Source organism: Streptomyces sodiiphilus (assembly GCF_039529215.1).
Lineage (GTDB): Bacteria > Actinomycetota > Actinomycetes > Streptomycetales > Streptomycetaceae > Streptomyces > Streptomyces sodiiphilus.
Genome location: NZ_BAAAMJ010000073.1, coordinates 1 through 11,466, shown reverse-complemented (window position 1 = coordinate 11,466; position 11,466 = coordinate 1). Strand labels below are relative to the sequence as shown.

Genomic DNA, 11,466 nt, shown 5'->3' with positions numbered 1-11,466 from the left:
CCGGAAGCATGACTGGAAGGGTCACCACAAGAAGCCGCGCGGCGGTGTGCACGCCGGTGGCGGCGGCCTGGCGGACTCGGGCGGCACCCTGGCTGCGGGCTCCGCGCTGCTGCTCGGCGGCCTCGGTGCCGGCGCCGTCGTGATGCGCCGCCGCACCGCGACGGGCTCCGCCGCGTCCTGACCTGTCACATCTCCCCTGCGTAGCGCTGCCGCGGCTGTCGTCGTCTCCGGACGGCAGCCGCGGCCGGCCGCTCCCTTCCCTCGGCTCCCCCTGAATCGCTTCACCTCACCGAAAGGCGCTCCCCCCGCATGGCCGTCCAGCAGCCGCCCCAGACGAACGAGCCCTCGGCGAACCCCAAGGCCCGCAGACTCGGCCGTGCCTTGATCCTGCCGGTGGCAGCGATGGCAGTGGGTGTCCTGCTCATCCTCAACTCCATGACCCCCTCGGCGGACCCGGAGCCGCAGGCTCGCCCCGCCCCCGTCGAGGAATCCGCTGCGCCCGAACCGCCCTCCGCCGCCCCGGACCTGGAGCTGCCCCGGTCCGCGCCGAAGCGGCTCACGATTCCCGCCATCGGAGTCGACGCTCCCTTCACCGCCCTGGCCGTCGGAGAGTCCGGCCGGCTCGATCCGCCACCCAAGGAGGAAAAGAACCTCGTCGGCTGGTTCGAGGACGGCGCCAGCCCTGGAGAACGGGGGACCTCCATCGTGGTCGGGCACCTCGACACCACCACGGGACCGGCTGTCTTCGCCGGGCTCGACAGCCTCAAGCGCGGGGGCACGGTGAACATCACACGTGAGGACGGCACCGTTGCCACCTTCAAGATCGACAAGGTCAAGACGTTCGACAAGGACGACTTTCCCGACGATCTGGTCTACAACGACACCCCCTCGCCTCAGCTGCGGCTGATCACCTGCGCCGGTGAGTACGACAGGAAGACGCAGAACTACAAGGACAACCTGGTCCTCTTCGCCCACCTCGACTCGGTCGAGCCTGCCTGAGACCGGAACCGGACGCACGGCCCGGGAAAACTCGGGTGCGCGCCGTAGAGCCGGTGGTGTGGAATCGACGCTATGACAATCGCGTTGGACACGCCGGACGTTGACGGGCTGAGCGAGGCCGTGGAAGCGCTGCGGGAATGGCAGCACGAGGGTGCGCCCATGCAACTGCATCCGGGAGATGTCGGCTGGTTCTGGCGGTTCGGTCCCGAGGCGACGGTCGCGGCGCTGCGGACCTGGAGCCGGGACGGGCAGATCCTCGCCGCGGGACTGCTGGACGGTACCCGGCTGTTCCGCCTGACGATCGCGCCGGACGCCCTCCAGGACGAGGAACTGGCGCAGCGGATGGTGGCGGATGTGACCGCACCGGAGCGCGGCGTGCTGCCGGAGGGGAAGGCATCCATCGAGGCGCCGAGGACTGCGCTGATCCAGGACCTGCTGTCCGAGGGCGGCTGGAACACCGACGAGCCCTGGACACCGCTGCGCCGCGACCTCGCGGAGCCGGTGCAGGACCCAGGGGTGCGCATCGAGGTGATCGGGCCTGACCGGGCCCATGACCGCACCGCCGTCCAGCGGGCGTCCTTCGACAGTTCCACGTTCACCGACGACCGCTGGCACGCGATGGCGGCAGGGCCACCGTACGCCGACGCCCGGTGCCTGGTCGCCTACGACGACCGGGACAACGCGGTGGCGGGGGTCACGGTGTGGTCGGCCGGCCGGGGAAGGCCCGGCCTGATCGAACCGATGGGCGTGCACCGGGAACACCGCGGCCACGGCTACGGCAGGGCGATCACCCTCGCCGCGGCGGCCGCGCTCAGGGACCTGGGGTCGTCGAGCGCGGTCGTCTGCACCCCGGCATCCAACACCGCAGGTGTCGCCACCTACGAGTCAGCCGGCTTCCGGCCGCTTCCCGAAGTCAGGGACCGGCTCCGGGACGCCGCCTGAGGCACGGCGCCCGCGCGGCTCAGGTGCGGGCACCAGGGGGGCGCCGGGTGGCGGACTGGGCCCTCTTCCGGCGACCGGTCCGGCGGAGGAGGGCCCGGTCCGCGCTGCCGGCGGGGGGCGCTGCCGAGGAGTGGTCCGTCCGCGGCGGCGCCCCTGGGCTCAGCCTCGTTCCTGCGCCGTCAGGCTGCCGGGGGTCAGCTCCCGGTGGTGCAGGTGTCTCCGTTGAGGGAGAACCGGGTGGGCGGAGTGGTGTCGCCCGAGTGGCTGGTGAGGAAGCCGATCGTGACGCTCTCCCCGGGGGCGATCGTCTCATTGTGCGAGACATTGGCGGCCGTGGCGAGGCCGTCGGTCAGGGTGAAGACGGCGTTCCAGCCCGAGACGAGGGTGTGGCCGGACGGAAGTGAGAAGGCCAGTGACCAGCCGCTGACCGGATCCGGTCCGGTGTTGGTGAGGGTGATATCGGCGGTCATGCCGGTGCCCCAGATCTGTGGCCGGTAGTCCACATGGCAGGTGCCGGGCTCCTCCTGCTCGGGTCCTTCGAACGAGACCCGGTGCAGACCGCCCGGAAGGTCGTTGACGACGTACCAGTCGCCGTCGGACGTGATGCCGAACGCGGTGACCTGGGTGGGCATCTCGCCGATCTGCGCCGTGAGGTAGCCGCCGTCGCCGTCCTCGCGGATGGCCCATGTCCGGTAGGAACAGTAGTCCGCCAGCACGTAGGTGCCCTCCATCAGATGGGCGAACTCCTCCTGGCGGTAGACGTGGCCGCCGATCACGGCGCAGTTGCCCCCGGTCAGCGGGTAGGTGAAGACCGGATCGGTGTACTCCTCCTCGTCCAGGCACTGGTCGGGGTCGAAGACCTCCAGCCCTTCGTAGCAGGACCAGCCGAGGTTGTGCCCGCCTTCCCCGGGGGCGAGATGATTGACCTCCTCCCAGCGGCCCTGTCCCACGTCGGCGATCCACATCGAGCCGTCGGCGCTGTCGAAGGAGAACCGCCAGGGATTGCGCAGCCCGTAATGCCAGATCTCCTCGCGGGCGCCCTCGACCCCGGCGAACGGGTTGTCCTCGGGAACGCAGTACCCGAGGCCGTCGCAGTCCGCGCTCACATCGAGGCGCAGGATCTTCCCCAGCAGTGTGTCCAGCCGCTGCCCGGCGTTGAAGGGATCCCCGGACCCACCGCCGTCACCGATGCTCCAGTACAGGTGACCGTCGGGGCCGAAGGCGAGCTGACCGCCGTTGTGGTTGTTGTACTCGGCGTGCTCCTGGGCCAGCAGATCCTGGAGCTCACCGCTGTCGAGCCGGTAGCGGGCCAGAGTCACCGCGCCGTCCGGCAGTGCCGTGTAGGCCAGGTACAGCTCCTGGGTCTCGGCGAAGTCGGCCGCGGTGGCGATGCCCAGCAGGCCGCGTTCGTTGCCCGAGGCGTCCACCACGTCGGAGATGTCCAGGAGTGGCTCGGTGGCCAGACCGGTGTCCGGTCGGTAGACGCGGACGGTACCGAGCTTCTCGGTGATGAAGAGCCGGTTCGTCCCGTCCTCGGGGGTGGCGATCGAGGTCGGACGCCGCAGTCCGAAGGCGATCTGCTCGGTGGACACCGTGATGTCCTCCAGCGGGACGGGAGCGGTGTCCGCATTGTCTCCGCTGCTGTCCTCGGCGGCGGTGAGGGAGGTGGTGGCCTGCCCGGACGGCGGCGAGGCGGAAGCGGACAGCGGGAGGACGAGGGACAACGAGAGTCCCAGCAGCAGCGGGGCGGTCCAGCGATGTCTTGGCGACATGTCGACTCCAGGAGTGGGGATCCTCGGAACGGGTGGGAGCGCTCCCGCACATCTTTGCACGGGTATCTCAGAGGATTAAGTCGGAACGCGTCGGATTCTGCGCGGTCTGGCTTCCGTCATCCGGTGGCGGCACCCGGGGAGATGTCCGGGGGCTGGGCTAGAGTCGTCCCCCATTGCCCGGCCGGGAGTGATTCGGCGCGGGCTCGTACGGGGGGAACGGCGCAGCGTGCACAGTGACGTCGGTATACAGCTGCCGGGCTACGAGATCCTGGACGTTCTGGGCCGGGGCGGATTCGCCACCGTGTACCGGGCGCGCCAGTTGGCGGTGGGCCGCGAGGTGGCGCTCAAGGCGGACAGCCGGGTGCTGGCCTCGGACCGGGACCGGCAGAGGTTCCTGCGCGAGGTCACCGCGGCCGGTCAGCTGTCCGGCCATCCGCACGTGGTGGCGGTCCACGACGCGGGGGTGCGCGAGGGCGGGTTCCCTTTCATGGTGCTGGAGCTGTGCTCCGGTGGGTCCCTGGCCGACCGGCTGAGCCGCGAAGGACCGTTGCCGGCGGGTGAGGTGCGGGACATCGGAGTGGGCATCGCCGACGCGCTGGCCGCAGCACACGCCGTCGGGGTGCTGCACCGCGACGTGAAGCCGGGGAACATCATGATCAACCGGTACGGCGGTGTCGCGCTCGCTGACTTCGGGCTCGCGGCGATCCCCCGGCCGGGGCAGGAACTGTCCGTGACGCGGGAGGCGCTGACGCCGGCATACGCTCCTCCCGAGGCGTTCCGCATGGCCGAACCGACCCCTGCCGGGGATGTGTACTCGCTCGCCGCCACCCTCTACGCCCTCTTGTGCGGGCGCCCGCCGTACTTCCCGGAGGACGGGGGTGACCTCGGCCTGGCGGAGCTGATCGTCCGGCACACCCGGCCCGTGCCCGCCCTGCCCGGGATGCCGGGCGAGCTGAACGATGTCCTGCTGAGGGCTCTTGCGGCGGATCCCGCTGACCGGACGGCCGACGCCGGGGCGTTCCGGGACGCGCTCTTCGCCGTGGAAGCGGCGGCTGCGGGTCTGTCCGCCTCGCCGGCGGAGGGGAGCGGGCCGGGGTTCATCGCCGCCGGTGTTTTCGGTCCGCCACCCGGCATGTCCCCGCAGGCGCGCGGCGGTGGCGCGTCACCGTACCCGCCGGGAGCTTCTCCTCCGCTCTCCGCCGAAGCGGATCCGGCGGCGTTCGTTCCGGCCGGTGGGAGGCCGGAGACCACCGGGGTCGCGGAGCCGGAGCGCGGGGACCGGCGCGGTGGCCGCGCGCGGCTCGTCGCCCTGCTCGCCGCGGTCTCGCTCACGGTGGGCATCGGGGTCACCGTGGTGGTGAACCAGCTCTCACCGCCGGCGGGCGGTTCCTCCGCCGGGCCGGACGCGTCGGTCCCGCCACAGGAGGCCGACGACGAGGAGGGTGTGGAGGAGGATGTGCCCGTGGGCTCGGGTCCGGGGGTGCCGACCACCACGGACGGCTGTCCCGCGGCCGCCGTGGAGGGAGTGGGCGGCGAGTGCGTCACCACCCCGGAGTGCTGGGGAGGGATGGTCATCATCAGCGGCATCGTCTCGATCACCGCAGCGGACTGCCGGGTGAGCCATGTGTGGGAGACCTTCGCCGTCGCGCCGCTGCCCCAGGACGGCGACACCCACGACTACAGGGAGCTCAGCAGGCATCCGAAGGTACGCGCACTGTGCTCGGCCGGGGTCATGGCGGCATCCCTGAACTCCGCGGGCCGGGACCTGGCGGCCGGTGAGTGGGAGGCCGATGTGCTGCCGCCTACCGAGCGTCAGTACACGGAAGGGCTGCGGGTCTTCCGCTGCGTCGCCGCTGCCGTCGGCACGCAGGACGGCTACGTGACCGGGACCCATTTCGGCGCTGCGGACTGAGACGGCCGGCGGACGGACCCGGGGTGTCCGCGGTCCGGGAAGCCCTCCGGTGACCCACAGGGGCGATGACAGCATGCGTACCGGTCGGTATGGTGGGGCCTCCGCGAATGCCGGACCGCCCCGGGAGGGCCGATGAGCCGACCGCAGAGCCGATCGAGTCGAACCGCCGCGCGCGTCTGCCCGCTGTGCGAGGCCACCTGCGGGCTCACCCTCTCGCTGGAGGGCGAAGGGCACACGGCCAGGGTCACGGGAGCGCGCGGCGACCGGGCGGACGTCTTCAGTGCCGGGTTCATCTGCCCCAAGGGCGCGTCCTTCGCCGAGCTCGACAACGATCCCGACCGTCTCACCGGCCCCCTGGTGCGCGGTGACGTGTCGGGCTGGGATGCCGCGTTCGCCGTCGTCGAGCGGGAGCTGCGCCCGCTGATCGCCGAGCACGGCCCGGACGCCGTCGGCGTCGTCCTCGGCAACCCCAACGTCCACACCATGGCCGGCGGGCTCTACCCCGGGCAGCTGGTGCGCGCCCTGGGCACCCGGAACCTCTACACCGCCAGCACCCTCGACCAGATGCCCAAGCACGTCTCCAGCGGCCTGCTCCTCGGCGATCCGCACGCCATCCCCGTGCCCGACCTGGACCGCACCGAGTACCTGCTGCTCCTGGGGGCCAACCCGCTGGACTCCAACGGGAGCATGTGCACCGCCCCGGACTTCCCCGGCCGCCTGCGGGCGCTGCGCCGCCGTGGCGGGCGGCTCACCGTCGTCGATCCTCGCCGCACCCGCACCGCCAAGCTGGCCGACCGGCACGTGGCCATCCGCCCTGGCACCGACGCCCTGCTGCTGGCCGCCCTCGCGCATACGCTCCTGGCCGAAGATCTCGCCGACCCCGGCCCGCACCTGGCCGGGCTCCTCCACGGCCTGGACGAACTACCCCTTCAGCTCGCTGAGTTCACTCCCGAGGCCGTGGCGCCGCACTGCGATGTCCCTGCCGACGGCATCCGCACGCTCGCTCACGAGCTGGCCACCGCGCCCAGCGCCGCCGTCTATACCCGGCTCGGCGGCTCCACCGTCGAGTTCGGCACCCTCACCAACTGGCTGACCGATGTCCTCAACGCGCTGACCGGCAACCTCGACACCCCCGGCGGCGCCATGTTCCCGCTCGCTGCCACGGCCCGCGCCCCTCGCCCGGCCGCCCCCGGCAAGGGCTTCGCCCTCGGGCGATGGCGCAGTCGCGTCAGCGGACACCCCGAGGCCAAGAACGAACTGCCGCTCGCCGCCCTCGCCGAGGAGATCGAGACCCCGGGCCCCGGCCGGATCCGCGCGCTGATCACCGTCGCAGCCAACCCCGTGCTCTCCGCCCCCGACGGGCGGCGTCTGGAGCGGGCTCTGGAGGGGCTCGACCTCATGATCAGCGTGGACCCGTATCTGAACGAGACCTCCCGCCACGCACACGTGCTGCTGCCGCCGCCGCGCCCGGCCCAGTCCCCGCACTTCGACTTCTCCCTCAACTCCCTCGCGGTCCGCAACCAGGTCCGCTACACCCGTGCCGCCGTGCCCCTCGAACCCGGCCGGCCCGGCGAATCCGAGATCCTCGCCCGGCTGGTCCTGATCGCGGGCGGTCACGGGACCGCCGTTCCCCCCGAGGCCGTGGACACCACCGTCATCGAGCGCACGCTCGCCGCGGCCGTCGCCGACCCTCACTCACCGGTGTCCGGCCGGGATCCCGCTGTCCTCGCCGCGCAGCTGACCGGCAACGACGGCCCGGAACGGCGGCTCGATCTCATGCTGCGGCTCGGCCCCTACGGCGACGGCTTCGGCGCGGACCCCGACGGGCTCCGTCTCGCCCGGCTCCTGGAACACCCGCACGGCATCGACCTCGGTCCCCTCGCTCCTCGCCTCCCGGAAGTCCTGCGCACCACCACCGGCATGATCGAGCTGTGCCCGGCTCCCATCGCCGCCGACCTGCCCCGGCTGCGCCACGCTCTGCGGACCGTGCCGGAGGAGGCCCTGGTGCTCGTCGGCCGCCGTCATCTGCGGTCCAACAACAGCTGGATGCACAACCTGCCCGCCCTGCGCGGCGGCACCAACCGCTGCACCCTCCAGGTCCATCCCGCCGATGCGGCCCGGCTCGGCCTGGCCGAGGGCGCCTCGGCCCGGGTGCGTGGCGACGGCGGGGAAGTGACGGTGCCCGTCGATATCACCGATGCCGTGCGTCCCGGTGTGGTCAGCCTTCCGCACGGGTGGGGGCATGACCGTCCCGGCACCCGCCTCGCCACCGCCGCCACCGATCCCGGTGTCAACGTCAACCAGCTGCTGGACGGCAGCCGCCTCGACCCGCTGTCCGGCACCGCCGTCCTCAACGGTTTCCCGGTCCGGATCACACCCGTATCGGCGGACGACGCCCAGGAGGCCGTCCCGGCTGCCGCGGCGCCGAGCTGAGTCCGTCCCCCCTTCGGCGCGGTCGTCCCGGCCGGCCTCCGCACGGCCGGGACGGGTGAGGCGCGTCTCATCCCGGCGGCGCCTCTTGCCTATGCAACAAGTTGCATAGCAGGATCCCCGGCATGGCACTCGAGCACGCGATTCTCGTCTCCCTGCTGGAGCAGCCGGGGTCCGGCTACGAACTGGCCCGGCGGTTCAACCGGTCCATCGGCTACTTCTGGACCGCCACCCACCAGCAGATCTACCGCGTGCTCAAGCGCATGGAGAACGACCACTGGATCGAGGCCCGGCACGTCGCGCAGGAGGCTGCCCCGGGCAAGAAGGTGTACTCCGTGGCGGAGCCGGGACGTGCCGCGCTCTCCGCGTGGCTGGCCGAGCCCGTCGAACTGGAAGGGGTCCGGCACGACCTCGCCGTGAAGATCCGCGGCGCCGCCTTCGACGACCCGGCCGCCCTGATCGACGAGGTCGAGCGGCACCGCGAGGCGCACGCCGACCGGCTCGCCCGCTACCTGGCCGGCGAGCAGCGGGACTTCCCCGATCCGGCAACCCTCGACACCGGCCAGGAACTCCAGCACGCCGTCCTGCGCGGCGGCATCGCGTATGAGCGCATGACGCTCGGCTGGCTCGACGACGTGCTCGCCACCCTGTACCGCCTCAAGGACGGGCGCCGACAGCAGGAGCGCCGCGGCGGCCACGGGCCGGGCCGTACCTGATCCCGGCCCCCGTACGGTTCCCCTCCGCTCTGCCCGCTGCCGCGCCCACCCTCCGACCAGGAAGGCCCCCGACATGGCCGACACACTGCTGTTCAACCCGCGGACCTACGACCCCGTCCACTTCGACCCCGAGACCCGGCGGCTGCTGCGGGCGACCGTGGACTGGTTCGAGGAGCGCGGCAAACGGAAGCTGATGGAGGACTACCGCAACCGGGTCTGGCTGGAGGACTTCCTGAGCTTCGCCGGAAAGGAAGGGCTGTTCGCCACCTTCCTCACCCCCGCCGAGCAGGCGGCGGGCAACGCCGACAAGCGCTGGGACACCGCCCGCATCGCCGCCCTGAACGAGATCCTGGGCTTCTACGGGCTCGACTACTGGTACGCCTGGCAGGTCACCATCCTCGGACTGGGGCCGGTCTGGCAGAGCGACAACGCGGACGCCCGCGCCCGCGCCGCCCGGCTTCTCGATCAGGGAGAGGTGTTCGCGTTCGGGCTGTCCGAGCGGACCCACGGTGCCGACATCTACTCCACCGACATGGTGCTCACCCCGCAGGCCGGCGGCGGCTTCCTCGCCAACGGCTCCAAGTACTACATCGGCAACGGCAACGCCGCCGGTCTCGTCTCCGTCTTCGGCCGTCTGGCAGGCATCGAAGGGCCCGACGGCTACGTCTTCTTCGCCGCCGACAGCCGGCACCCCGCCTACCGGCTGGTCCGGAACGTCGTCGACTCGTCCAAGTACGTGAGCGAGTTCCGGCTGGAGAACTACCCGGTGCGGCCCCAGGACGTGCTGCACACCGGCCGGGCCGCCTTCGACGCCGCCCTCAACACCGTCAACGTCGGCAAGTTCAATCTGTGCACCGCCTCGGTGGGCATCTGCGAGCACGCCATGTACGAGGCGGTCACCCACGCGCACAACCGGATTCTCTATGGGCGTCCGGTCACCGGCTTCCCGCACGTGCGCCGCGCGCTGACCGACGCCTACGTCCGCCTGGCCGGCATGAAACTCTTCAGCGACCGGGCCGTCGACTACTTCCGCGGCGCGGGCCCCGACGACCGCCGGTACCTGCTGTTCAACCCGATGACGAAGATGAAGGTGACCACCGAGGGCGAGAAGGTCATCGACCTGATGTGGGATGTCATCGCGGCCAAGGGCTTCGAGAAGGACACCTACTTCTCACAGGCCGCGAGCGAGATCCGCGGCCTGCCGAAGCTGGAGGGCACGGTCCACGTCAACCTTGCCCTGATCCTCAAGTTCATGGCCAACCATCTGCTGTCCCCGGCCGACTACGAGCCCGTGCCCACCAGGCAGGAAGCCGGCGACGACGCCTTCCTCTTCCGCCAGGGCCCCGCCCGCGGCCTGGGCGCCGTCCGCTTCCACGACTGGCGCACCGCCTACGACGCCCACGCGGAGGTGCCCAACGTCGCCCGCTTCCGCGAACAGGCCGACGCCCTGTGCGACTTCGTCGCCACCGCCGCCCCGGACAAGGAGCAGAGCGAGGACCTGGACCTCCTGCTGGCCGTCGGTCGGCTGTTCGCACTGGTGGTACACGGGCAGCTGATCCTGGAACAGGCCACGCTCACCGGGCTCGACACCGATGTCCTGGACGAACTGTTCGGCACCCTCGTCCGCGATTTCTCCGCCCACGCCGTCGAACTGCACGGCAAGGACTCCGCGGGCCCCGCCCAGCGGGAGTGGGCCCTCGCCGCGGTCCGCAGGCCCGTCACCGACCCCGCGCGCACCTCCCGCGTATGGGCCCGGGTCGAGGACCTGTCCGGCGCCTACGAGATGCGGCCCTGAGAACGCACCTCTTATGCGGCGCCCCGCCCGCGGTGGCGGGGCGCCGCCGTCACCCCGCTGACAACGCGGCAGGGCCGGGACCCCCGTGGACCCCGGCCCTGACGCCCCCGTTCACGCGGCCGCATCCGCCATGTGCCGACGCAGGCTCAGCGGCCGCATGTCCGTCCACACCCGGCCGATGTGGTCAAGGCACTCCTGCCTGGTTCCGGTGGTGCCCTCCGCGTGCCACCCCCGCGGCAGCTCGCGGGCCACCGGCCAGATGGAGTACTGCTCCTCGTCGTTGCGCACGACCTGGTAACCGTCGTTGTCGCTGCCGCTCATCGCTTCGGTCCTCCCGCACTCGCTCGGTCGACGGACTCCAGCCTGCCCGTGTGTGCCGGGCCGCCACAGAGACGAACGCGCAGTCCGGGCAGCGGTCGCCGCTGCCCTTCCTTCCCTGGTGCACCCCCGTGCGCGACGGCAGTGTTCTCGGCGGTCGGGGCGAGGCCCGGGCGGTCCGCACGGCCCGCCCGGCACCCCCGGGGACCGAGTCCCGCCGTCCTTTCTCTGTAAGGAGTTCAGCCATGTCGGACGTCCCGGAGAACGTGCACCTGCCCCTGGGGGCATGGCGGCTGTGGGAGCACTTCGCCCTGCGCGGCCCCGGCTTCCCGGCCGACGGGGTGCTGCGCATGGCTCCTCCCGGACTGGCCCTGGCCGCCGACAAGTTCGGCCCCGGGGACACCCTGGCCGGCGCGGAGTGGGACGCCTTCGCCGAGAGCTTCGACGAGGGGGCCGTGCGCACCGCCGGGCTGCTCCAGGAGATCGCCGCCGGCCCCCGGTTCCGGGCAGCGGTGGCCTGGCAGAACCCGACCGTGCTGCGCACCGGCATCGCGCCGTTCCTGAACTGGACGCCCAGCGCGG

General features: G+C 71.9%; 8 protein-coding genes and 2 pseudogenes. 8 read left to right on the top strand and 2 right to left on the bottom strand.

Annotation, left to right across the window (positions count from 1 at the left end; translation table 11 throughout):
• From ABD299_RS23305 to ABD299_RS23295, 3 genes and pseudogenes are all read left to right on the top strand, one after another.
• A pseudogene (locus ABD299_RS23305) lies at positions 1 to 181 on the top strand (hypothetical protein); the annotation flags it as partial.
• Positions 182 to 309: 128 nt separating this feature from the next.
• Entirely contained in the window at positions 310 to 999 is a 690-nt protein-coding gene (locus tag ABD299_RS23300; RefSeq protein ID WP_344266219.1) for a class F sortase, read from the top strand.
• 72 nt (positions 1,000 to 1,071) lie between these two features.
• Entirely contained in the window at positions 1,072 to 1,941 is an 870-nt protein-coding gene (locus ABD299_RS23295; protein WP_344266216.1) for a GNAT family N-acetyltransferase, read from the top strand.
• A gap of 194 nt (positions 1,942 to 2,135) precedes the next feature.
• Here the strand turns inward: ABD299_RS23295 and ABD299_RS23290 are convergent, their stop codons facing one another.
• Positions 2,136 to 3,713 (bottom strand): PQQ-dependent sugar dehydrogenase, encoded by a 1,578-nt coding sequence (locus tag ABD299_RS23290; RefSeq protein ID WP_344266213.1) that lies wholly within the window; start codon positions 3,711 to 3,713, stop codon positions 2,136 to 2,138.
• 226 nt (positions 3,714 to 3,939) lie between these two features.
• Between ABD299_RS23290 and ABD299_RS23285 the strand changes: the two genes are divergently transcribed.
• The 4 genes from ABD299_RS23285 to ABD299_RS23270 all read left to right on the top strand — a co-directional run bounded on the left by ABD299_RS23285 (position 3,940) and on the right by ABD299_RS23270 (position 10,566).
• Positions 3,940 to 5,625, top strand: coding sequence for a serine/threonine-protein kinase (locus tag ABD299_RS23285; protein WP_344266210.1), 1,686 nt, complete (start codon positions 3,940 to 3,942; stop codon positions 5,623 to 5,625).
• Between the two features lie 132 nt (positions 5,626 to 5,757).
• Positions 5,758 to 8,058: a molybdopterin oxidoreductase family protein gene (locus tag ABD299_RS23280; RefSeq protein WP_344266207.1), complete on the top strand. Its 2,301-nt coding sequence runs from the start codon at positions 5,758 to 5,760 to the stop codon at positions 8,056 to 8,058.
• A gap of 122 nt (positions 8,059 to 8,180) precedes the next feature.
• Positions 8,181 to 8,771, top strand: coding sequence for a PadR family transcriptional regulator (locus ABD299_RS23275; RefSeq protein WP_344266204.1), 591 nt, complete (start codon positions 8,181 to 8,183; stop codon positions 8,769 to 8,771).
• A 73-nt stretch (positions 8,772 to 8,844) separates the two neighbouring features.
• Positions 8,845 to 10,566 (top strand): acyl-CoA dehydrogenase family protein, encoded by a 1,722-nt coding sequence (locus ABD299_RS23270; RefSeq protein WP_344266202.1) that lies wholly within the window; start codon positions 8,845 to 8,847, stop codon positions 10,564 to 10,566.
• A gap of 111 nt (positions 10,567 to 10,677) precedes the next feature.
• Here the strand turns inward: ABD299_RS23270 and ABD299_RS23265 are convergent, their stop codons facing one another.
• Entirely contained in the window at positions 10,678 to 10,887 is a 210-nt protein-coding gene (locus ABD299_RS23265) for an MbtH family protein (protein WP_344266200.1), read from the bottom strand.
• Between the two features lie 242 nt (positions 10,888 to 11,129).
• On the opposite strand from ABD299_RS23265, the pseudogene ABD299_RS23260 reads away from it, so the two are divergent.
• Positions 11,130 to 11,466: pseudogene (locus ABD299_RS23260) on the top strand (lantibiotic dehydratase); the annotation flags it as partial.

What these genes read in the sequence shown, in the direction of transcription:
- ABD299_RS23270 (WP_344266202.1), top strand. Translation starts at nt 8,845, where the DNA reads ATGGCCGACACACTGCTGTTCAACCCGCGGACCTACGACCCCGTCCAC.
- ABD299_RS23265 (WP_344266200.1), bottom strand. Translation starts at nt 10,887, where the DNA reads ATGAGCGGCAGCGACAACGACGGTTACCAGGTCGTGCGCAACGACGAG.
- ABD299_RS23300 (WP_344266219.1), top strand. Translation starts at nt 310, where the DNA reads ATGGCCGTCCAGCAGCCGCCCCAGACGAACGAGCCCTCGGCGAACCCC.
- ABD299_RS23290 (WP_344266213.1), bottom strand. Translation starts at nt 3,713, where the DNA reads ATGTCGCCAAGACATCGCTGGACCGCCCCGCTGCTGCTGGGACTCTCG.
- ABD299_RS23295 (WP_344266216.1), top strand. Translation starts at nt 1,072, where the DNA reads ATGACAATCGCGTTGGACACGCCGGACGTTGACGGGCTGAGCGAGGCC.
- ABD299_RS23275 (WP_344266204.1), top strand. Translation starts at nt 8,181, where the DNA reads ATGGCACTCGAGCACGCGATTCTCGTCTCCCTGCTGGAGCAGCCGGGG.
- ABD299_RS23280 (WP_344266207.1), top strand. Translation starts at nt 5,758, where the DNA reads ATGAGCCGACCGCAGAGCCGATCGAGTCGAACCGCCGCGCGCGTCTGC.